The 20667-nt window shown below is 60.7% G+C and carries 22 protein-coding genes; 11 read left to right on the forward strand and 11 right to left on the reverse strand.

Features of this window, described 5'->3' with window-relative positions; genetic code table 11:
• Positions 1-101: 101 nt before the first annotated feature.
• Together Q0X18_RS03045 and sufU are read left to right on the forward strand one after the other, a co-directional pair.
• Positions 102-1328, forward strand: a complete 1227-nt coding sequence (locus Q0X18_RS03045) for a cysteine desulfurase (RefSeq protein ID WP_297562936.1) — start codon at positions 102-104, stop codon at positions 1326-1328.
• A gap of 24 nt (positions 1329-1352) precedes the next feature.
• Positions 1353-1796 carry a Fe-S cluster assembly sulfur transfer protein SufU gene (gene sufU / locus Q0X18_RS03050; RefSeq protein ID WP_297558364.1) on the forward strand — a complete coding sequence of 148 codons (444 nt, stop codon included), beginning with the start codon at positions 1353-1355 and terminating at the stop codon, positions 1794-1796.
• Here the strand turns inward: sufU and folE2 are convergent.
• The 6 genes from folE2 to Q0X18_RS03080 form a co-directional block, all read right to left on the reverse strand.
• A complete protein-coding gene (gene folE2, locus Q0X18_RS03055; RefSeq protein ID WP_297558367.1) occupies positions 1793-2824 on the reverse strand; it encodes a GTP cyclohydrolase FolE2 in 1032 nt (343 codons plus the stop codon). The two genes, sufU and folE2, sit on opposite strands and share 4 nt — an antisense overlap.
• 306 nt (positions 2825-3130) lie before the next feature.
• A complete protein-coding gene (gene tmpR / locus Q0X18_RS03060; protein ID WP_297558369.1) occupies positions 3131-3844 on the reverse strand; it encodes a bifunctional dihydropteridine reductase/dihydrofolate reductase TmpR in 714 nt (237 codons plus the stop codon).
• Positions 3841-4257 (reverse strand): NUDIX domain-containing protein, encoded by a 417-nt coding sequence (locus tag Q0X18_RS03065; RefSeq protein WP_297558371.1) that lies wholly within the window; start codon positions 4255-4257, stop codon positions 3841-3843. Before Q0X18_RS03065 ends, tmpR begins: the two co-directional genes overlap by 4 nt.
• A gap of 73 nt (positions 4258-4330) precedes the next feature.
• A complete protein-coding gene (locus tag Q0X18_RS03070) occupies positions 4331-5050 on the reverse strand; it encodes an ImmA/IrrE family metallo-endopeptidase (RefSeq protein ID WP_297558374.1) in 720 nt (239 codons plus the stop codon).
• Between the two features lie 18 nt (positions 5051-5068).
• On the reverse strand, positions 5069-5536 hold the full coding sequence (locus Q0X18_RS03075) for a GyrI-like domain-containing protein (protein WP_297558376.1): 468 nt from the start codon (positions 5534-5536) through the stop codon (positions 5069-5071).
• A gap of 124 nt (positions 5537-5660) precedes the next feature.
• Positions 5661-6053, reverse strand: a complete 393-nt coding sequence (locus tag Q0X18_RS03080; protein ID WP_297558378.1) for a helix-turn-helix domain-containing protein — start codon at positions 6051-6053, stop codon at positions 5661-5663.
• Between the two features lie 108 nt (positions 6054-6161).
• Between Q0X18_RS03080 and Q0X18_RS03085 the strand changes: the two genes are divergently transcribed.
• Genes Q0X18_RS03085 through Q0X18_RS03100 form a run of 4 tightly spaced genes read left to right on the forward strand, consistent with a single transcriptional unit; the run spans position 6162 to position 8192 of the window.
• Positions 6162-6458 (forward strand): hypothetical protein, encoded by a 297-nt coding sequence (locus Q0X18_RS03085; RefSeq protein ID WP_297558380.1) that lies wholly within the window; start codon positions 6162-6164, stop codon positions 6456-6458.
• Positions 6459-6473: 15 nt separating this feature from the next.
• Positions 6474-6854, forward strand: a complete 381-nt coding sequence (locus Q0X18_RS03090) for an Lrp/AsnC ligand binding domain-containing protein (RefSeq protein ID WP_297558382.1) — start codon at positions 6474-6476, stop codon at positions 6852-6854.
• A gap of 39 nt (positions 6855-6893) precedes the next feature.
• Positions 6894-7790 carry a VOC family protein gene (locus Q0X18_RS03095; RefSeq protein ID WP_297558385.1) on the forward strand — a complete coding sequence of 299 codons (897 nt, stop codon included), beginning with the start codon at positions 6894-6896 and terminating at the stop codon, positions 7788-7790.
• Positions 7791-7820: 30 nt separating this feature from the next.
• Positions 7821-8192, forward strand: coding sequence for a VOC family protein (locus Q0X18_RS03100; protein ID WP_297558388.1), 372 nt, complete (start codon positions 7821-7823; stop codon positions 8190-8192).
• Here Q0X18_RS03100 and Q0X18_RS03105 read toward each other — a convergent pair.
• From Q0X18_RS03105 to Q0X18_RS03125, 5 genes are all read right to left on the reverse strand, one after another.
• Positions 8182-9135, reverse strand: coding sequence for a nitroreductase family protein (locus Q0X18_RS03105; protein WP_297558390.1), 954 nt, complete (start codon positions 9133-9135; stop codon positions 8182-8184). The genes Q0X18_RS03100 and Q0X18_RS03105 overlap by 11 nt on opposite strands.
• Before the next feature lie 41 nt (positions 9136-9176).
• A complete protein-coding gene (locus Q0X18_RS03110; protein ID WP_297558392.1) occupies positions 9177-9638 on the reverse strand; it encodes a GNAT family N-acetyltransferase in 462 nt (153 codons plus the stop codon).
• A gap of 3 nt (positions 9639-9641) precedes the next feature.
• A complete protein-coding gene (gene pgk, locus Q0X18_RS03115; RefSeq protein WP_297558394.1) occupies positions 9642-10829 on the reverse strand; it encodes a phosphoglycerate kinase in 1188 nt (395 codons plus the stop codon).
• A gap of 108 nt (positions 10830-10937) precedes the next feature.
• Complete coding sequence (gene gap / locus Q0X18_RS03120) at positions 10938-11930, reverse strand: type I glyceraldehyde-3-phosphate dehydrogenase (protein ID WP_297558396.1); 993 nt, start codon at positions 11928-11930, stop codon at positions 10938-10940.
• A gap of 353 nt (positions 11931-12283) precedes the next feature.
• Entirely contained in the window at positions 12284-13447 is a 1164-nt protein-coding gene (locus Q0X18_RS03125) for an A24 family peptidase (protein WP_374707497.1), read from the reverse strand.
• A gap of 212 nt (positions 13448-13659) precedes the next feature.
• Here Q0X18_RS03125 and pgeF point away from each other — a divergent pair, with 212 nt between their 5' ends.
• The 5 genes from pgeF (at position 13660) to Q0X18_RS03155 (ending at position 20662) form a co-directional block, all read left to right on the forward strand.
• On the forward strand, positions 13660-14394 hold the full coding sequence (gene pgeF / locus Q0X18_RS03135) for a peptidoglycan editing factor PgeF (RefSeq protein WP_297562942.1): 735 nt from the start codon (positions 13660-13662) through the stop codon (positions 14392-14394).
• 43 nt (positions 14395-14437) lie between these two features.
• Positions 14438-14992: a YqeG family HAD IIIA-type phosphatase gene (locus Q0X18_RS03140; RefSeq protein WP_297558398.1), complete on the forward strand. Its 555-nt coding sequence runs from the start codon at positions 14438-14440 to the stop codon at positions 14990-14992.
• A gap of 114 nt (positions 14993-15106) precedes the next feature.
• A complete protein-coding gene (locus tag Q0X18_RS03145; protein WP_297558401.1) occupies positions 15107-17764 on the forward strand; it encodes an ATPase, T2SS/T4P/T4SS family in 2658 nt (885 codons plus the stop codon).
• 137 nt (positions 17765-17901) lie between these two features.
• Complete coding sequence (locus tag Q0X18_RS03150; RefSeq protein WP_297558403.1) at positions 17902-19260, forward strand: dipeptidase; 1359 nt, start codon at positions 17902-17904, stop codon at positions 19258-19260.
• 172 nt (positions 19261-19432) lie between these two features.
• Positions 19433-20662, forward strand: coding sequence for a PEGA domain-containing protein (locus tag Q0X18_RS03155; RefSeq protein ID WP_297558406.1), 1230 nt, complete (start codon positions 19433-19435; stop codon positions 20660-20662).
• Positions 20663-20667 lie beyond the last annotated feature (5 nt).

Consider the following 20667-nt stretch of genomic DNA (forward strand, 5'->3'; position numbering starts at 1 on the left):
ATTTTGCGACACTTCGCTTATACCCTCAACACATCCGATCACGGGCCTGAAATGAACCCTCTGCCCTAAACTTTCAGACGCCAATGGGCTACCCTGATTACATGGCTATCGTTACGCCGCAAACCCTTCGCCAGGACTTTCCACTGCTCGTGCACCATCCCGAGCTGGTCTACCTCAACTCGGCGGCCACCAGCCAGAAGCCCGAAGCGGTCATCGAGGCGGTATCCCGCTACTACCGGAAACTCAACGCCAGCGTGCACCGGGGGGCCTACACCCTCTCGGCGCAGGCCAGCGAGGCCTACGAGCAGGCCCGCCGCACCCTGGCCCGCTTTATTGGGGCCGAGGAGCGCGAGATTATCTTCGTGCGCAACACCACCGAGGCCCTCAACCTGGTGGCCTATGCCTGGGGGCTGCGCAACCTGCGGCCCGGCGACGAAATTCTCCTGACCGAGATGGAGCACCACGCCAACCTGGTGCCCTGGCACCTGGTCTGCGAGCGCACGGGGGCCAGGATCAAAGCCATACCGCTTGGGGATGATGGGCGCTTGCAACTGGAGCACCTCAGCACCCTCCTCACCGAGCGGGTCAGGTTGGTGAGCGTGATGCACGTCTCCAATGTGCTGGGCACCGTTAACCCTGTGGCCCAGATCGCCCAGGCGGCCAGGGCCGTGGGGGCCTTGGTGGTGGTGGATGGGGCCCAGTCGGCCCCCCACATGCCCGTGGATGTCCGGGCCCTGGGAGCCGATTTCTATGCGTTTTCCGGGCACAAGATGCTGGGGCCTACCGGCATCGGGGTGCTCTGGGGGCGCTACGAGGTGCTGGAAACCCTGGCCCCTTTTTTGGGGGGCGGCAGCATGATCCGCGAAGTTTACCTAGATCGCTCCACCTATGCCCAGCCCCCTCAGCGTTTCGAGGCCGGAACCCCGGCGGTGGCCGAGGCCATTGGGCTGGCGGCGGCGGTGGAATACCTCGAGCGTCTGGGTATGGCGAACGTATGGCAACACGAGCTCGAGCTCGCCGCCTACGCCCTGAAGCGCCTCGACGAAGAACTCCCCGAGGTGCGCACCTTTGGCCCCCGCGGCCCCGACCGGAGCGGGGTGATTCCCTTTGTGCTGGGCGGCATCCACGCCCACGACGTGGCCACCGCCCTCGACCAGTACGGTATCGCGGTGCGGGCCGGGCACCACTGCGCCCAGCCCCTGCACCGCAAGCTGGGGGTGGCGGCCACGGTGCGGGCCAGCTTTTACGTCTACACCACTAAAGAAGACGTGGATCGCTTCATCGAGGCCCTGAAGAAGGTGCGCGACTTTTTCAAAGACTGGCTATAGCACGGGGGACTTACAATAGACCGTATGAGCCTCCTGGAGGAGCTGTACAAGGAAATCATCCTGCGCCACTACAAGTCGCCCCACAACTACGGCTCGCTGGAATCAGCCAACGTGCGGGTCATGGGGGACAACCCCTCCTGTGGCGATCAGATCGAGCTATTGGTCGAGACCGATGGCGAGCAGATTGCTGACCTGCGCTTCCGTGGGCAGGGCTGCGCCATCTCGCAGGCCTCGGCTTCCTTGATGACCGACCTGGTCAAGGGCAAGACCTGGGCCGAGGCCCTCGAGCTCGAGCGCAAGTTCAAGTCCATGATTCTGGACGGTACGCCGCCCGCGCCTGAGCTGGGTGATCTGGCGGCCCTGTCGGGGGTGCACAAGCTGGCGGCCCGGGTCAAGTGCGCTACGCTGGCCTGGAACGCCCTCGAGCAAGCGGCCCAGGAAGCCAGAACCAAGGCCCAGGGCACCTAGCACAGGAGGGTGCTGAAGTCGTTGAAATCGGCGCGGAAGCCGCCGGGTACGCCTTTAGCAATGACCGAGACCGCGTCGTGGGAGTGCAGGCTCTCGAGGTGCGAGCAGGCCACCTGGAAGTCGTGGATGCGCCGGTCGGCAATGAGCTGCTCGTAGAGCAGCCGGGCGGCGTCCTCCACAAACTTCACATAGGCCCCGTTCAGCTCGGCAAAGGCCTGTTCGTCCTCGCGCTTGACCATCACCTGGGTCTCGGTTTTGAGGGCCGCGCGGGCGTGATGGATCAGGTCTTCCAGGTGCAGCGAGGTGTCCGGGGCGACCTCTACCTTGATGCGGGCCTTGGAGCGCTGGCTGTGGGGGATGGCATACGCCCCCCGGACATCGCGGGCGTGTTCGGCTAACTCGGCGGAGCAGGGGCAGGCCGAGGAGTAAACGAAGTCGAGCTCGACAAAGCGCCGCAGAGTACCGTTTTCTTCCAGAACGGCCTCGTAGCTGCCGCTGTAGTACTGGTAGCCCTCGAGGCCGGAGCGCAGGGCCGAGACCAGCATGGGGTAGTTGAAGGCCACCTTGACCCGTGCGCTCATACTATCGAGGTCGCGGCGGTAGTTCTGCACCACCTGGGCCAGGGTATCCAGGCTAAAAACCTCATCTTTGTGGGCATAAAAGGTGCGGATGATCCGGCTCATGTTGATGCCCTTGAGGTTGGCCTGGAGCGATACCGTGCCGGTGACACGGGCCTCGAGGGTCAGGGCCTCGCCGGCTGAGGTGGCGAACCTGAGCGGGAGCCGGAAGCCCGAGATGCCCACCTGCTGGATGGCGACATTGGCCCCTTCCACCGAGTCCACGGTCTCGGTCATATCGGGCAGGCTGGCCTTGTAGGCCGCGTCGGGCTGGAACTGGTGGTCGTAGTGGCGGGTGATGACGGGTTCCGCGCCGTCGGTGTTGCGGAACAGGTAGGCTTTTTTGCCACCGTTTTTATCGAGTTTGAGGGGGGGTGTATCGAGGATTTGCTTATTGTCGTAGCTAAGCAAGGGTGTCTCCTTTTTCGTCAGCAACCTCGAGCAGTCTGACGGGTGCATATGCGAAGGGAATCTATTGTGTGGTGTCCTGGGCTGCTTCCCTTCACACGAGCCCGGGCACCAATTGCAGTCTAGTCCAACTGCACCTACATAGCATGCCACCTTATACACAAACTGAACGTAACCTAGACGCTAGTTTTCTTGAAACGGGCATACATCCGTGGATACCTCCAACATCAGCCTAGCGTCTCGACGGGCCTATCTGTGTAAAAGCCATTACCAGGGCTTTTTCTGACCAATGGCTTGGTTTGTTTGCTGCTACAGATTCCATCCCCCTGAAACCTCCATGACCTGTCCGGTAATGTAGCTGCTCTGCTCATCCACAAAGAACAGCACCGCTCGAGCCAGCTCTTCCAGATGTGCCAGCCGACCCATGGGAATCTCTTTCAGAGGTTTGGAGACGGAGTTCTCGGCCACCCCCGGTGCGACCACATTCACCGTGATACCCCTGGGGGCCAGGCGCTGGGCCAGGGCCTTGCTGTACAGAATCAGGCCGGTTTTGGCGATTACGTAGGGGGTAATTTCCGGGCGGGCCAGCAGGTTTTGCGCGCCGGCGAACCCGATATTGACCACCCGTCCATAGCCGGTCTGGCCCAGGTAGGGGAGGGCGGCCTGGGTCAGGTAAAAAGGCGCATTCAGGTTGGAGTCCAGCATGGCCTGCCATTCCTCGGGGGTGGTTGCTTCGATGGGCTTCTTGAGGTAGTTGCCCACGTTGTTGACCAGTACCTGCAAGCCCCCAAGCTGCCCGGCCACCTCCTCGATGAGTCCCTGGGCTTCCTTGACCTGTGTGACATCGGCCTGCACCCGGATGGCCCGCACCCCGTGCTGAAGGGCCTCCTGGCGGGTTTGTTCGGCCTCGAGGGCGCTCTGGTGGTAGTGCACCGCCACATCGAACCCCTGCCGGGCCAGCGCCAGCACAATGGCCCGCCCGATGCCCCTGGCCGAGCCGGTGACCAGGGCCACCCGGCTCATACCGCCCCCCTTCCCATGTAGGCCTCCAGCAGGGTACGGGTGATGTTGTTCAGGGGATACTGGAGCGCTTCCTGGGGACTGACCCAGGCCCACTCGAGGATTTCCTGGTTGGGGCGGACGGTCTCATCCGGGCTTTCGGCAAAGTAGTTGATGAACAGAAAGTGCAGGGGTTTGTAAAACTGGGGGTCGAACACCCCCTCCAGCAGCAGGGCAAAGCGGATGTTGGCGAGCTCGAGGCCCACCTCTTCGCGAAACTCCCTCTGCAAAGCGGCCTCGAGGGGTTCGCCCCATTCAACCTTGCCCCCCGGCACTCCCCACCAGCCCTGCCACTTGCCGGTCTTGACGATTAGCACCCGGCCCGAAGGCCCTTTCACCAAAGCGCCCACGGTGGGAATCGGATATTTTGCCTCCATACCGGGCTTTAGGCTACGCTGCCAGGCCACTACAGAAGGTGCCGAAGGTTAACATGGCTGGCTCCAGTTGGGGCTAATTCTGCAATACCCTGTACACCGCATAGACCCGCCCATTTTTGGGATAGGCCTCGAGGCTGTACAGCACCTCGTGATTGGGTAAGCGCGCGGTGGTCTTTTGCGGCAGGTCGGTTTCAAAGGCTACCACCAGGGGGTCCTCGCGGCGAAAGCCTGCCCCGCGGCTCACCCAGCCCACAACCTGCGGGTGCTTGGCGCTGAAATAAACCCGCAGGGGTTTGCTACCGGCCATCAGCACGATGGAAGGAACCGGGCCCCGCTCGGCCAGAGCGATAATAGCCACTTCCTCCGAAACCTGGTGCAGCTCGGCCAGCTCGGGTATCAGCCGGGGGGTCTGGCCTTTTCTGGCGATGGCTGCCTCCACCGCCTGGCCGGGCAGCAGCATCTCAGCGGCCCCCAGGTTGCAGAGGGCCTCGAGCTCCTTTTCCAGCTCCTGACCCGCGTACGCTTCGTGCAGCTCGGAGAGCAGGTCGTCGTCCTGCTGGATTAGCACGTGCATCACCTCGTGGGCCAGGGTAAACCGCTGGCGTTTGGGCGGGGAATCCTGGTCAATCAGGATGTGATTTTTCTCTGGCACCAGCGCCCCAAACTTGCCATCGGGCAACCGGCCATACGATAGACCGGCCCCGATACCCCCGGCCAGCCGCTCGGGCGTGAGAGGGGCGTGGGTCTTACGGTATTCCTGGGCCAGCTCGATGACCCGGTGTCTGAGCTCCATCGCCATCCTCCCGCCAGGCTACTGTATGGCCACGAAAACCGAAACCCGCTGGGTGTTTTCGTAGACTTCGTAATCGAAGGTGAAGGCCCGCTTGGGCGCGCCGGGCTGCTGGAAATAGGCCCGGATTTGCTGCCAGGCCTCTTTTACCGATTCCGGTCTGGCACTCGGCACACTAAACATCAGATACCGGCCCCCAGGGACATTCAGGCCGCTCAGGCCGGATGGAACGTCGTCCTGCCCCCGCACCTGGTAGCCCAGCAGCACCGAGAAAGGGCCCTGCTCGCTTTCGTAGTGGAAATAGACCACAAAAGGTTTGCCCTTAGCCAGACGCTTGGGGATGAGCAGCTCGAGCGCCCCGCTTTCTATCTTTTGCCAGAGCGGAGGAATCCGGGCGGTCTGGGGGTCTTGCTCCAGGGCCAGGCTGGTGCGCACCTCGTACCCCGCGACAAAAAAGCCGGACTCGAGGGTGCGAACGGGGCGTTCCATAGTCTTATTATGGCCGATTAGAAGCACCTTCCTGCAAAACTCCGTACAAATGCGCTTCTCTGGGGCTTTGTATAAAAAAGATGATGACCAGCGGTCACCATCTTTGAGGTTTTAGAGAAATATCCTAGCCTTCCAGCACCCGCTTGAGGTGCAGGAAGATCTCGTACCAGTCGCGCTTGGACTCCGGGCGCTTGCCCCGCAACTCGATGCGGGCCAGGGTGCGCTGCCACTCGGGGGTGATCTCGGCCCCCAGGGTGGGGTCGGCGATGAGTTCGGCCAGACCCTTGGGCAGCGAGGCTTCGGTGCGCTCGCCGTAGAAGTCTACCGGGGCCAGCAGGTCGTTGACCGATAGGCTGTAGGAGGTCGCCAGGGTTTGCAGGGTGTCGAGGGAGGGGTTGGTGCGGCCCCGCTCGAGGTCGGAGAGGTAGGGTACCGAGAGCCCGCTTTTTTCGGATAGGTCTTTAAGGCGCCAACCCTGCTGGGTGCGCAGTTCGCGGAGACGTTCGGCTAGTGTCATGGTTCTGACGGTAGCATAAAACGTTTCTACGGTCAAGACGTAATGTCCCGTATCCGCTATTGCGTTATGCAGATAGATTATGCTATTATCATAACGGGAGGCGGACATATGAACATCAGCGAAATCGTCTGGAAGTCCGTGGGGCGTGGTGCAGCACACCCCAGCGAGGTTCTCAATGCCCTTATCGAGCTGGATAACCGCAAAGGCCAGATAGGGCTGTGGGCTCTGGAGAACGAACTGCGCGCCAAAATGCCCCTGCTTCGCCCTGCGGCCCGGCCTCTGGCCCAGGCCTGGCTCGAGGCCACCGTCCTCTACCGCACCACTTACTACCCCGAAGGCCGCCTATCCAGGCTGTTTCACCGTTTCGTTCAGCCCGAACAACTGCCCCTTCCCTTCGCAAGCTAGCCCCGCGGGGTGACCATGTTTTCTACGCTTTTTGCAGAAATAGAAGCCCGGTATCGGCACGAGCGTTTGCTCGAGGAAACCCTGGGGGTTGGCCCCAGCGTTCACAAAGCAGTACAGGAGGCCCGCATGATGCAACTCGCCCAGCAGACCCAGGCTTCGGTTGCGGAGAATATCCGTCGTGTGTCCGCGTATGTGTTTGTTTCGTGTGCCCAACCCAAGCGTATCGTGCAGGCCCTGAGCCGCCTGCCAGGGGTGATCAAGGCCGATGCCTTGCTGGGGGCCTCCGAGGCCGTGCTGGTGGTGGAGCGGCACAATTTTGAGGCCTTGCAGTCGCTTCTGACAGAAGTACAATCCACCCCAGGTGTTCGTAAGATTTCGGTCAAACTCGCGGCCTGAAGGGTAATTGCGTCCTGTGGGCGCACCAGGAGGTGCTGAATGTTCAAGATCGTGCCCAATCTCTGGTTTGACAAAGAGGCCGAGGAGGCCGCTCGGTTTTATTGCGATGCAATTCCGGGTTCCAGGATAAATAGTTTGGTTGTTTTGCGCGATACGCCTTCGGGTGACTGCGACCTGGTCTCGTTTGAGCTGGCCGGCCAGCCCTTCATGGCCATCAGCGCGGGGCCGTTTTTCAAGCTCAATCCCTCCACCTCGTTTATTCTCAGCTTCAACCCCTCCCAGGGGCGTACCCAGGCCGACCTCGAGGCCCTCTGGAACAAGTTGCTGCCAGGGGGTAGCGTGCTGATGCCATTACAGGCCTATCCCTTTGCGCCCCTCTACGGCTGGATTCAAGACCGCTACGGCCTTTCCTGGCAGCTTATCCTCTCCGACCCCGGTGGCGAGGCGCGTCCTTTTATAACGCCCGCGCTATTGTTTGTGGGCGAGGTATGCGGCAAGGCCGAGGAGGCCCAGGACTTCTATACCTCGGTGTTCCCCAACGCTCGACGGGGAGCGACGATGCGCTATCCGGCGGGCATGGCGCCCGAGCGCGAAGGTACCTTGATGTACAGCGAGTTCATGCTGGAGGGCCAGTGGTTTGCCGCCATGGACAGCGCCTACCCGCACAACTTCGCTTTCAACGAGGCCATCTCGTTCATGATTTACTGCGACACCCAGGCCGAAATTGACCATTACTGGACGAAGCTCTCAGCGGTACCGGAGGCCGAGCAGTGTGGCTGGCTCAAAGACAGGTATGGTCTGAGCTGGCAGGTAGTGCCCCGGGCGTTGGAGCAGATGCTGCAAGACCCCGACCCAGAACGGGTCAACCGGGTTAACCAGGCGGTGCTTCAGATGAAAAAGCTTGACCTGGCCGAGTTGCAAAAGGCCTATGCCTGAACGGTTGTGGAAGCAACTTCGAGGTAGATTATGACGATAAAAGTATCGGCGTGTATACCGGTGATACCCAGCCGCGATGTGCAGGCCTCGCTCCTGTTTTATCAGACCCACCTGGGTTTCCAGGATCCTTTTACCTGGGGCGAGAACCCGGTGGAGTACGGCGGGGTGAGCCGGGATGGGCTACGGCTGCACTTCTACCTCGAGCCCAACCCCGAAATCAGCCGTAACTATGCCTTCCGGCTCGAGGTGGACGAGGTAGACCTGCTCTATGTGGCCTGCGAGGCTGCCGGCATCGTGCATCCCAACGGCAGGCTGGAAAACAAGCCCTGGGCCACCCGCGAGTTCACCATCCTCGACCCCTCCGGGGTGGCTATACGGGTTTACCAGGAACTTATGGGATAATCCGCTCTCTGGGCGCCTGTAGCAAGGCCTTGCCCAAAGCCTCGCCGGGCTTGCCGTCGCCCCGGTAGGCCTCGGGTTCTTTCTCGATCCAGGCGTAGCCCTTGTGGTGGAACTGCAGGCTGCGGAAGCCCTGGGCAAAGGCCGCCTCGATGAGCTGGCCCAGCGAGCCGGCCTCGAGGCCCTTTTCTTTTAGTGCCTCGAGCAGTTCGGCTGGCAGATCGGGCTCGAAGCCCTGCTGGGCAGAAAGCTGCTGGTAGGCGGGCTCGCGCTCTTCCATGGTGCCGCCCTGGGCGAAGTAGCGCTCCAGAACCCTGTACCAGTCGCCGCTTTTGGTGATGGGGGCCATGGCGGCATAGGCCTGCTCGAGCGCCTCGGGGCCGTAGTCGTGGTACTGGTTTTCGTGCACCACCAGCGCCCGCGGCAGGCGGGGGCGGGGGGCCGGGCTTTCGTCCGGCACCCCCACGCACAGACCGGCCACCGGCACCACCCCCTGCGGCAGTCCGCACAGCGCCTTAATTTCCTTTATGCCGTTCAGCACCCCGCCAATCCACACGATGCCATAGCCCAGGCTCTCGGCCATGGTAGCCAGGGCGCTCCCGGCCAGCACCGCGTCGGTGATAGCAAAGTGCAAAGCGGTGCGGGGCCAGTGCCCAAACACCCCGCCCCGGTGCTCCACCAGCCTTCGCAGGCGGTACACGTCGGCCAGAATCAGGAAGAACTCGGCGCAGGTCTCGATGTGGGGGTTGTGGCCGGAGTGACTTGAAACCTTGCGGCGTAGTTCGGGGTCGCTGACGCGCAGCAGGCTGTACATCTGCGCGGTGGCGTCGGTGGGGGCCCGCTGGGCCGCAAAGAGAATCTTTTCCAGGTCGCCTTCGCGCAGGGGCTCGGGTTTGAACTTGCGTACGCTAGCGCGACGCTGGTATAGCGGGTAAAGGTCGTTCACAGGGGTAGCCTAACGCCGGGCGGCGTGTCCAGACTGTGGCCTTACTCGTCTAGCCTCTTCTCCATGCAAAGGCTCACGGGGTCTTCAAAGTAGGGGCCAAACGGCGGGATGCGCCGGAAGCCGAAGCTCTGGTATAGGCCAATGGCCTCGGTCTGGAAGACCCCGGTCTCGAGCCGGAGCACCCGCAGGCCCCGCTCATAGGCATGGGCTTGCAGGTGGGTCAAAAGCTGCTTCCCCACACCCTGCCCACGAAACGCAGGCCGCACGTACATCCGCTTGAGCTCGGCGTACTCGTCGCCAAATAGCTGCACCCCACCACAGCCCACCGGCTGGCCGTTCAGGTAGGCCACAAAGAAAGCGACCTCCTGCTGGATGAGTTTTTCTACGCTATACCCGTGGCGGCTTTTCGGGGGGTACAGCGGCTCCAAGACCGCATCAAGTTCGGCGATCAGGGCCCTGGCTACTGGGCTGTCCGGGGGTTCGGCCTGGATGTGTAGGGGCATGCCCTAGCTTAGCACCTCTATGCCGGGCAGGGTGCCGAGTTCCAGGAGCTCGAGGCTGGCCCCGCCGCCCGTGGACACATGGCTAAACTTATCGGCCATGCCCAGTTTGTTGGCCGCCGCCACCGAGTCGCCCCCGCCAATCACGGTAAAGGCGCCCTCGAGCCGAGCGATGGCCTCACCCACGGCCAGGGTACCCTTGGCAAAGTCATCTATCTCAAAGACCCCCATAGGGCCGTTCCAGAGCACCGTCTTTGCACCTCGCAGCGCCCCGGCGAAGGTTTGGGCGCTCTCGGGCCCGATATCCAGCCCCATCCAGCCGTCCTCGATGGCGTTTGCAGGCATGATTCGGGTGGGCGCCCCGGCCTCAATTTTTTGTGCCGCCACCACATCGGTAGGCAGCAGCAACTTAACCCCCAGGTCGGACGCCTTTTTGAGCAGGTCGCGGGCCAGATCCAGCTTGTCGTCTTCCACCAGGCTCTTGCCCACCTGCCCTCCCTGGGCCTTGATGAAGGTGAAGGCCATGGCCCCCCCAATCACCATCCCGGTCACTTTGGGCAGCAGGTTCTCGATCACCCCAATCTTGTCCGAGACCTTGGCCCCGCCCAGCACCACCCAGTAGGGCTTTTCGGGGTTGTGCAGCACCTTGCCGATGCTTTCAACCTCCTTTTCCATCAGGAAGCCTGCATAGCTGGGCAGGTATTTGGCTACCCCGGTTACCGAGGCATGGGCCCGGTGGGCTGAACCAAAAGCGTCGAGCACAAAGGCATCGCCGAGTCGCGCAAACTTCTTCGCCAATGCTTCGTCGTTCTTTTCCTCACCCGGCTCGAAGCGCACGTTGTCCAGCAAAATGACCGAGCCGGGGGGCGCGGCCTGAACGCGCTCTAGGGTGGCCTCGCTGGCCGGGGTCAACTCCGGCGAGCCCCCGATGAAAATCACCGGCTTGCCCAGGTGTTTTTCCAGAACCGGGGCCACGGGTGCCAGGCTGCTGGCCTCCTCGTAGCCGCCCTTGGGACGCCCTAGGTGCGAGAACAACACCAGCGTAGCCCCCTGATCCAGCAGGTGCTTTAGCGTGGGGATGGCCGCTGCCACCCGGGTCTCGTCCTTGACTTTGCCATCCTTGATGGGCACGTTGAAGTCTACCCGTACCAGTACACGTTTGCCGGCAGCGTTGAAGTCTCTGAGTGTTCGCATGGTGGATCTCCTAGACAAATGCCCTCTCCCGCTGGGAGAGGGGTTGGGGTGAGGGGCGGGGTAAAGGTGAAACTGCTCACCCCGTGCGCCCCCTCCAAAGGTGCGGGCTTATAGCTTTTTACCGATGTACTCAGCCAGGTCGGCCACGCGGCAGCTATAGCCCCACTCGTTGTCGTACCAGCTCACCACCTTGACCAGGTTGCCTACCACCAGGGTATCCAGGGCGCTAAAGATGGAGGAGTGGGGGTCGCCCTTGAGGTCGCTGCTCACCAGGGGCTCCTCGGTATAGGCCAGGATGCCTTTCATGGGGCCCTCGGCAGCCGCTTTCATGGCGGCGTTGATCTCTTCCTTGCTGGCTTCCCTGCTCAGGATGGCCGTGAAGTCCACCACCGAGACGGTGCTGGTCGGGACGCGGAAGGCCATGCCGCCAAACTTGCCCTTGAGCTCGGGAATCACCAGGCCAACCGCCTTGGCCGCGCCGGTTTCGCTGGGCACGATGTTGAGGGCTGCCGCCCGGGCGTCGCGGGGGTCGTCCTTGACAGCGTCCACCAGGCTCTGGCTGGCGGTGTAGGCGTGCACAGTGGTCAGGAGGCCCTTTTCGATGCCGAAGTGGTCGTTGAGCACCTTGGCTACGGGGGCCAGGCCGTTGGTGGTGCAGCTCGCGTTGGAGATGACGTGGTGCTTGGCCGGGTCGTACATGTGCTCGTTTACGCCCATCACCACCGTGAGCATATCGCCCTTGCCCGGCGCGCTGATGATGACCTTCTTGGCCCCGGCTTTGAGGTGGGCTTCGGCGGCCTCGAGCTTGGTAAAGCGCCCTGTAGACTCAATGACGATATCGGCTCCAATCTCACCCCAGGGTAGGTTGGCCGGGTCTTTTTCCTCGTAGACCCGGATGGTCTTGCCGTTTACGGTGATGTTTTTTTCGTCGTAGCTGACGGTTCCGGGAAAGCGGCCATAGTTGGAGTCGTATTTGAAGAGATGGGCCAGGATGGCGTTGTCCGACAGGTCGTTGATGCCGACCACTTCCACCCCGCGCTCCTGCAAAATCCGGAACACCTGGCGGCCAATGCGTCCAAAACCGTTGATGCCTACTTTCATATAGTCCTCCTGTTGGGCTTAAACGCCGGATATCCTCCGCGTTTCGCTGGACACTATAACGCTTGAACCAAGAGAAGCCTAGACACAAGGATACCCATACAACGATGCATACAGCGAGAAAAGAGTCGCGACGATTCCTATTCCAAAGGCTTTTTGCTCAATTTTTCACGAAACCTACTTATAACCTGCACTGATTGCTGCAATAATCAGAAATTATCACTCCTGATTGGGTACAGCAGATGTTAGTTGTGCCCTACCACTGATTTTCCCTCATCCTGGAGCCCCACGAGAAGCACAGGTACGCTGGTTGCTGTGACGGGCCAAGGAGCAAAGCTTCTTAATCTGGGTACTTTTTATGACAACCCAATATAGCTCAAGTACCATTGCACGATGGCCTCTCCATAGAACAACGCAACCAGCCCCCCAATGGCCAGATAAGGCCCAAAGGGAATCTGGTTTTCACCGCCAAACCGCCGCATGATCAGGCCGATGATGGCACCGGCGAAGACCGCTATAAAAATTCCCACCAAAAGTTGGGCGAAGCCCAGCCAGACCCCTAGAAATCCGGCCAGCACGACATCGCCATAGCCCATCACGGTCACATAGCCGCTGGAGTTTTCGGCCTCGACCTCGAGCTCGACCCTATCGGAGGGGTTACGAAACCACCAGTACAGCATACCAGCCAGCGCCATACCGCCGGCGCTGACCAGCATTCCACGCAGGCTCTCCAGCGGTGGTAGGCCAAGCAACCAGGCTGCAATTGGAGCCAGCGCGGCGAGGCCGAGGGTGAGGCTGTCGTGGAGGGCAAACACTTTACCTGTGCGAGCGTTGAGCGAGGCATTGAACAAGCCCACCAGGATACCCAGGCTGCCCAGCCAAACGCCTCCCACCGTGCCAAACATCCCACCCCAGGCTCCCACCATTGCAGCCAGGTGTACCAGGTGCAGTCCAAAGGGGCCTTCGCGGGGGCCATCTTTAAACCGGTTGTATACCCACCCGCCAAAACCTGCAAACAGAGCCACCAAACCGGCCCCCATCAACCCGCCGTCCAAGGCAGTCTGGAAGGTCTGGGGGAAACCCAGTAGGCCAGCCCCCACTAAGCCCAAGAAGACTCCTGCGAAGTTGAGCGAGTTGGGCAGGGTTTTGGTGTCGATATCTATGAACGATAATGCTATCAGCAAAGCAATAAAAGCCCAAATAAAAACCAGATCTGGGAAAAAAGGATGCAGAAGGGTGGCCAGGCTAAACAAAGCAGCCGTTAGCCCCTCCACTACCGGATACCGTACCGGGATTGGTGTCTTGCAGTTTCTGCATTTTCCGCCTTGAATAACCCATGAGGCAATGGGTACCAGCTCAACAGGGGAGAGCTCGTGCTCGCAATGGGGGCAACGCGAGCGGGGCCATACCACCGAGATACCGGCGGGAACTCGATAAATCACCACATTAAGAAACGAACCAATTAGACTCCCGAGCAGAAAGGCAAAAACAGCAAGAAGGGGCAAGGGTAGCAGCTCCACCCCGTTATTGTAGGCGCTGGGCTGGGGATGTTTTGTGACGTATACGTTGGCTTTGCTAGTGGATTTTGTTAGCGCGACTTATGCTCGAGCCCAGAAGAGACCCTGCTTATAGCTTGGGCAATGCTGGAACCAATAGCAAATAGATGATCTAGACAGTATGTTTATTGCTATACCCGGCTGAGCCGGGCCAGCGTCGAAAAATGAATCAGCCCATTTGTTTCCTTACGAGCCCGTTGCTGGAGGTACCCCACGGCTTCACGACCCGCCAGGGGGGTGTATCGCCTGCTCCCTACGATAGCCTCAACCTGGGCCTGTCTACCGCCGATAGCCCAGAGCATGTGATCGAGAACCGTAAGCGGGTACTGGCTGCTTTTGGTGATCCGCCGACAATCGCGCTAAATCAAGTGCATGGCAATCAGGTGCATGTGGTTGAGACAGCTGGAACATGGGAGGGGGATGGAGTGCTGACCGCCAGGCCTGGGTTGTTGCTGCGGGTTACTGTGGCCGACTGCTATCCCATCCTGCTCCACGACCCTGTTAAGCATGTGGTGGGGGCCTTGCACGCGGGCTGGCGGGGGGTGGTCTCGGGCATTTTGCCGCGGGCCCTGGAACTGATGCAGTCCCGGTATGGCTCGAGCCCGGATACCATCCGCGTAGCAGTAGGCCCTGGCATCAGCGGCCCCAACTTCCAGGTGGGTTCCGAGGTGCTGGAGCAATTCGAGCGGGTGGGTCTGGCCTTTGCCTGGTCCGATCCCCAGCACCCGGGCCGATACCGGCTCGACCTCGAGCAGGCCATACGCAACCAGGCCTTACGCGGCGGGGTTGCTCCCCAGAACTACTGGGCGCTGGGACGCTGCACCTATGCCGACCCACAATTCTTTTCCCACCGGCGAGATAGGGGCCAGACTGGACGAATGTGGGCCTTGATTATGCTTCCCAACCGGTAGATGCATTCTTTAGTCTTGCAAAAGTTTTCGTTAGACTGGGGACGTGCTCAAGCCTAGGGCCCAACTCCACTCGGTTACTAAGATCACCCCAGGGTGGCTTCGGAAACGGGGCTTGAAGGCGGTTTTGCTCGACCTGGATAATACCCTGGTGCCCTATAGAACTTACGGTGAGGTGCCTGAGGGCTTGCTAGAATGGCTAAAGACCCTAAAGCAGGCGGGTATCCCGGTGATGCTTGTCTCCAACGCAACCCCCCGACGCGTGCGCTATTGGTGTGAGAAACTGGGCGTACCTGGTTTTGGCCCTGCTGGCAAACCCTGGTTTGGGTTTCGCAAGGCCCTGCGACGGCTGGCACTGCCCGCCCACGAAGTGGCGGTGGTGGGTGATCAGCTTTTTACCGATGTGTTAGGCGGCAACTTGGTGGGGATGTACACCGTGCTGGTTCCACCGCTTGCCCCACAGGAGTTGGGATATACCCGACTGGTGCGAAAACTCGAGCGTTGGGTGCTGCAAAATTCCAAGTATGGACGCACTGTAGAGACCAATGAGGAATTTGACCCAAAAGATTTGCACCAAAACCCCACAATGAGCAAAGACTAGGAGGAAGCGAAGTGATGCCCTGTGTAAATCCGCAGCATGGCCCAATAATTTCGTCAATTAAATGCTTTATTGCCGCAGCAGGCATCAACTGCTTCGAGTAGGAGGACAGGTCGAATGGCGAACGTCTTGACCATTGGAGACAAAAGGCTTGGTGCAGCCCTTCTGGACATGGGTTTGTTGGGCGATGAGGAGCTTCAGCGTGCCCTCGAGCAGCACCGCGAAGTGGGGGGAAATCTCTCAGACATCATTGTCGAGCTGGGGTTACTCTCCGAGCGCCGCATTGCCCAGGCCATTGAGGAAGCCTTTGGTGTTCCATTGGTGGAACTGGTAGGGATGGAGATTTCACCCGAGGCCAAGTCGCTTGTTCCGGCCGAGCGAGCGCGCGATCTGGGGGCTATTCCTTTTAGCCTGGAAGGCGGCACCCTGCGGGTGGCCTTGCTTAACCCGCTGGACAACCTGGTGCTCGAGGAGCTCGAAGACCTCACCAACCAAATTATTGAGCCCTACCTTACGACGCCGTCCTCTTTTCGCTACGCCCTTGCCCTGCACTACCCCGAGCTGGGCTTGCCGGTGCCCCCGCCCCCTACGGCAGTTTCGCCAGGGGAGATGCAGCTTGGCGAAATTTTGATCAACAAGGGTTGGTTGAGCCGGGAGGATCTCGAGGCTGCTCTGGTCGAGCAAGAGAAGACTGGTGAGCTACTGGGTCGGCTGCTTGTCCACAAATTTGGCTTGACCGAGGAAAGGCTTTTCCAAGCCCTGGCCGAGCAAGCCAATATTGAGTTTAGAACGGAGCTGGATGACCTCGAGCTTCAGCCAGAGGTTTCGGCTTACCTGTTGCGTCCCGACGCCCTGCGGTACCAAGCAGTGCCGGTTCGACAGGATGGACAACAGGTACTTGTGGTACTGGCCGATCCTCGCCACCGTCACGCCGTAGCCCAGCTTATCGATCGTCCGACCAAGTTCATCCTAACCCTGCCCAAGGTTTGGGAAACCCTCTTCAGTAAGGCCTACCCCGAAAAGAGTCGTCTGGGTGAGGCCCTGGTACAAGAGGGCAAACTGAACCGCGCCGCCCTGCAGGATGCCCTTTCGGTGCAGCGCCGTATGGGTAAAACCCGGCCCCTGGGCGAGGTTCTGGTAGAGCTGGGTTACGTGAGCGCCCAGGACGTAGAAGAGGCCCTGGCCAAGCAGCGGCAGGGCGGGGGGCGTTTGGAAGATACCTTGGTGCAGTCGGGAAAAATCAAGCCGGAGATGCTGGCCAAGAGTCTGGCAACTCAACTTGGCTACTCTTATATTGACCCCAACGACTTCCCCCCCGACCCCTCGGTGCTCACGATGGTGCCTGAATCTACTGTTCGGCGCTACACCATCTTTCCCCACCACCTCGAGGGCAACACCCTGGTGGTGCTGATGAAAGACCCTCGCAATATCCTGGCCATTGACGATCTGCGCATGATTACCCGACGCGACATCATGCCAGCAGTTTCGGCAGAGGCGGCCATTACCAAACTCATCGAGCGGTTTTATGGCAGTACCACCGGTGTAGAGGAGCTGGCCCGTGAGTTCGAGGGCAAAAAGAAAGAGGAAGATAATGTCGATACCAGCGCCCTTGACGACAACGCGGTAGTTAAGCTGGTCAACAGTATTATTCGAGAGGCTTATCTACAAGAGGCGTCGGATATTCACATCGAACCCCGCCAGTCCGACATTCTGGTACGTATCCGCATCGACGGTAGCCTGCGGGAGTATATGCGCCTGCCCAAGGGGGCTGGGCCGGCCATTGCCTCACGCGTTAAGATCATGTCCAACCTCGACATTGCCGAGCGCCGCCTGCCCCAGGACGGGCGGGTGCGCTATCGCGACCGCTCCATAGATCTGGATCTGCGCCTTTCCACCCTTCCCACCGTCTACGGCGAGAAAATCGTAATGCGCCTTCTGCGAAAAGCCGCCGACATTCCCGAAATTGAACAACTTGGCTTCGCTCCCGACGTGTTCCAGCGCTTCGAGGATGTGATATCCAAGCCCTACGGCATCTTTTTGATTACCGGGCCTACTGGGTCGGGCAAGTCTTTTACCACCTTCAGCATTCTGAAGCGCATTGCTACACCTGACAAGAACACTACCACCATTGAAGACCCCGTGGAGTACGAGATTCCTGGAATCAACCAAACCCAGGTGAACCCTGTGGCAGGCCTGACTTTCGCAAAAGCCTTGCGGAGCTTCTTGCGCCAAGACCCCGACATTATCATGGTCGGTGAGATTCGTGACTCCGAGACCGCCAAAATTGCCACCGAGGCGGCCCTGACCGGCCACCTGGTGATTGCCACCCTGCACACTAACGACGCAGCAGGTGCCGTCACCCGCCTCGATGAGATGGGAGTGGAGCTCTTCAACATCTCGGCGGCCCTGGTGGGGGTGCTGGCCCAGCGCCTGGTGCGCAAAATTTGTGAGCACTGCAAAATTCAAGTCGAGCCCGATCCAAGCGTGCTGCGCCGGCTAGGAATGACCAAAGAAGATGTGCGGGGTAAGAGTCTGTACAAGGGCACTGGCTGTGACAAGTGCAACGGTACTGGCTACAAAGGTCGGGCGGCTATCCACGAGCTGATGGTGCTGGATGATGAAATTCGGCGAGCCATCGTGGAGGGGCAGTCGGCCACCCAGATCAAGGAGATCGCCCGCAAGAGCGGCATGAAAACCTTGCGTGAGGATGGTATCCAGAAGGCCTTTGCGGGTCTGACCACCCTGGAAGAGGTGATGGCCCGCACCAACGAGTAGCATCGCTGCCCTTTCGCCTTGGCTGAGAGGAGCCCAGCAAAGCGTACTGCTTCGTGAAGGGCTTTCCAGTGCCTCTATCTGGCTTAGCCTTCGAGCGGATCCCAATATGGAGCCCAAAGCAGTAGAATCGCTTTGCTATGAGCTGGCCCGATTACCTAAATGAACACCAAGCGGCTCACCTCGAGGACTTCCGCGCTTTTTTAGCCATCCCCAGCATCTCGGCCCAGCCTGCCCACAGCCAGGATGTGCAGCGGGCCGCGCAATGGTTGGCAGCCCGCTTCAAACAAGCTGGGTTTTTGCAAGCCGAGGTACTGCCCACCGCCGGACATCCGGTGGTGCTGGCCGAGTACTGTCCCTACCCCGACCGGCCCACGGTACTTTTCTATGGCCATTACGACGTGCAGCCCGCCGACAACCCCGAGCGCTGGAACTCCCCGCCTTTTGAGCCCACCGTGGTAGATGGGCGCATTGTGGCCCGTGGGGCCTCCGATATGAAAGGCCAGGTGATGGCTTTTCTGCTGGCTGCCGAGGCCCTAATCGCTACTGGAAACCTCAACCTCAACGTGAAGGCCCTCATCGAGGGGGAGGAGGAGATCAGCAGCCCCAGCCTGCCTGCATTTATCGAGAAGAATCGAGAACGGCTGCGCTGCGACATGATCATCAACGGGGACAGCGGCCAGCTTTCCGAGACCACCCCGCTCTTGAGCCTGGGCGCGCGGGGTATATGCGGCCTCGAGTTCGACCTGATTGGTCCCAGCCACGACCTGCACTCCGGCTCCTGGGGAGGACAGGTGCAAAACCCCTTGCACGCCATGGCCGAGCTGATTGCCTCGTTGCACAACCCCGACGGCAGTGTAGCGGTCAAGGGCTTTTATGACGATGTAGAACCCCTGAGCCCCGAATTGCGCGAGTGGTACAAGCAGATTCCCTGGAACGAAGCAGAGATGAGGCAGAAACTGGGGGTGCCTGAGTTTTACGGCGAGGCGGGTTACACCCCCTGGGAACGCATCACCGGACGGCCTACCCTCGAGGTCAACGGGATGTGGGGTGGTTACATGGGGCCGGGGGGCATGACGGTGATTCCTTCCACTGCGCACGCCAAAATTACCTGCCGCCTGGTGCCTCACCAGGATCCGGAGAAGATCGTGGCCCTGGTTAGAGCACACCTCGAGGCGCATTTACCCAAGGGCGTACGCCTGGAGGTGCGGGTTAAGGAGTCGGGAGCCCCAGCTTTTCGTATGCGGGCCGACCATCCGGTGGCCCAGGTGGCCCGAGAAGTCCTCACCGAACTGTACGGTGTGCCGCCGGTCGAGACTATGTTCGGCGGCTCGGTGCCCATTCTGAGCACCCTAAAACAGCTACTAGGCCACGATCCGGTCAGCTTTGGCTTTGGCCTCGAGGACGAACTGATTCATTCCCCTAACGAGTTTTTCAGGCTTTCCAGTTTCGAGAAAGGCAAGCAGGGCTACGCCCGGCTGCTCATGCGATTGGCCTGATAGTCAAGATACCGTCAGCTGCCCGGCCAGCGTTGTTGTGCGTACTTTGGAATTGCTCTATTGAGCGAGCGCGCTGATAAAGATTTGCTCAACGACAAGGTTAACATCGGCTGAATGGGTTCTCATTACGGCCAGACTCTGTATTCTACTCTGGGGGTGGAGGAGGCCATACATGAAGCGAATCTTCTCAACAACTCTAGGACTCTTGCTAGCTGGCTCTGCCCTGGCCGCGCCGGAACTGAGCCCCCAGGGCATCATCATCAACCCGGTGCCCACCGACCTACAGGTGCGGGTGTGGGTCAACAAAGACCCCGGCAAGACCGGCAACCCTGTTTACCAGATTGGCGAACGCATCCAGGTCTCGGTGCAGGTCAACCAGGATGCCTACGTCTACATTTTCAGCGTCAAGTCTACGGGCGAGATTGGTCTGATTCTGCCCAATGCCTTCGACCAGAACAATCTGTTGCGCGCGGGTGAGATCCGCACCTTCCCGCCAGCCACCGGCGCACGCTACGCGCTCGAGGTGGCCGGCCCCGAAGGGCAGGATCGGGTGCTGGCCGTAGCTAGCCGCCAGCCCCTATCGCTGGCCCAGATTGCCGACATTCAGACTGGGCGGGTGAACGTGCAGGGCGCAGACAACCTGGCCCGGGCCCTCTCGATTGTGGTAACCCCGCTGCCCCAGCAGGACTGGGTTTCCAACGTGGCGTTTTTCACCGTGGGGCGGGCGGCTGTAACCCCCGTACAGCCCGTGCAACCGGGCACCGGCACCCTTAGCGTGAACTCGAGCCCCGCGGGGGCCCAGGTGCTGGTGGAAGGCCGGGTGGTGGGGAGCACCCCCCTCAACCTGGTGCTGCGTCCGGGGCGGGTGGATATCGAGCTGCGCCTGGGGGGCTACCAGACCTTCCGCACCACCGCCCAGATCCGGCCCGGTGAGACTACGGTGGTCAACGCCAACCTGGTGCCGGTGGTGCAAAACGGGCTGCTGCAAATCAACTCCAACCCCCAGGGGGCCCAGGTGGTGCTCAACGGCCGGGTGGTGGGGAATACCCCCCTCAACCTAACCGTACAGCCGGGCCGCTACGACCTCGAGCTGCGCCTGGGCGGCTACCAGAGCTTCCGGGCCAGCGTGACCGTGGGCAACGGCCAGACCGTTCCGGTGAACGCAACCCTGCAAGCCCTGCGGGGGACGCTCGAGGTCTACACCAATGTGGAGGCTCGCATCTTCCTGGATGGCCGCGAGGTAGGTCAGACCCGGGGTGGCTTCCTGCGCCTGGGGGAGCTGGAGAGCGGGGTTGTCCAGGTGGTGGCGCTGGCCCCTGGCTACCGGGTGGTGTTCCAGGATGTCCGCATCGAGCCGGGGCGGGCCCTGCAGGTGCGGCTCGACCTGATGCGGGCTCGCTAGCCAAA

The organism is Meiothermus sp. (assembly GCF_026004075.1).
Lineage (GTDB): Bacteria > Deinococcota > Deinococci > Deinococcales > Thermaceae > Meiothermus.

Excerpts from the sequence above, each read along its gene's own strand:
- Q0X18_RS03045 (WP_297562936.1), top strand. The coding sequence starts at position 102 with ATGGCTATCGTTACGCCGCAAACCCTTCGCCAGGACTTTCCACTGCTC.
- sufU (WP_297558364.1), top strand. The coding sequence starts at position 1,353 with ATGAGCCTCCTGGAGGAGCTGTACAAGGAAATCATCCTGCGCCACTAC.
- tmpR (WP_297558369.1), bottom strand. The coding sequence starts at position 3,844 with ATGAGCCGGGTGGCCCTGGTCACCGGCTCGGCCAGGGGCATCGGGCGG.
- Q0X18_RS03065 (WP_297558371.1), bottom strand. The coding sequence starts at position 4,257 with ATGGAGGCAAAATATCCGATTCCCACCGTGGGCGCTTTGGTGAAAGGG.
- Q0X18_RS03070 (WP_297558374.1), bottom strand. The coding sequence starts at position 5,050 with ATGGAGCTCAGACACCGGGTCATCGAGCTGGCCCAGGAATACCGTAAG.
- Q0X18_RS03075 (WP_297558376.1), bottom strand. The coding sequence starts at position 5,536 with ATGGAACGCCCCGTTCGCACCCTCGAGTCCGGCTTTTTTGTCGCGGGG.
- Q0X18_RS03080 (WP_297558378.1), bottom strand. The coding sequence starts at position 6,053 with ATGACACTAGCCGAACGTCTCCGCGAACTGCGCACCCAGCAGGGTTGG.
- Q0X18_RS03085 (WP_297558380.1), top strand. The coding sequence starts at position 6,162 with ATGAACATCAGCGAAATCGTCTGGAAGTCCGTGGGGCGTGGTGCAGCA.
- Q0X18_RS03090 (WP_297558382.1), top strand. The coding sequence starts at position 6,474 with ATGTTTTCTACGCTTTTTGCAGAAATAGAAGCCCGGTATCGGCACGAG.
- Q0X18_RS03095 (WP_297558385.1), top strand. The coding sequence starts at position 6,894 with ATGTTCAAGATCGTGCCCAATCTCTGGTTTGACAAAGAGGCCGAGGAG.
- Q0X18_RS03100 (WP_297558388.1), top strand. The coding sequence starts at position 7,821 with ATGACGATAAAAGTATCGGCGTGTATACCGGTGATACCCAGCCGCGAT.
- Q0X18_RS03110 (WP_297558392.1), bottom strand. The coding sequence starts at position 9,638 with ATGCCCCTACACATCCAGGCCGAACCCCCGGACAGCCCAGTAGCCAGG.
- pgk (WP_297558394.1), bottom strand. The coding sequence starts at position 10,829 with ATGCGAACACTCAGAGACTTCAACGCTGCCGGCAAACGTGTACTGGTA.
- gap (WP_297558396.1), bottom strand. The coding sequence starts at position 11,930 with ATGAAAGTAGGCATCAACGGTTTTGGACGCATTGGCCGCCAGGTGTTC.
- Q0X18_RS03145 (WP_297558401.1), top strand. The coding sequence starts at position 15,107 with ATGGCGAACGTCTTGACCATTGGAGACAAAAGGCTTGGTGCAGCCCTT.
- Q0X18_RS03150 (WP_297558403.1), top strand. The coding sequence starts at position 17,902 with ATGAGCTGGCCCGATTACCTAAATGAACACCAAGCGGCTCACCTCGAG.
- Q0X18_RS03155 (WP_297558406.1), top strand. The coding sequence starts at position 19,433 with ATGAAGCGAATCTTCTCAACAACTCTAGGACTCTTGCTAGCTGGCTCT.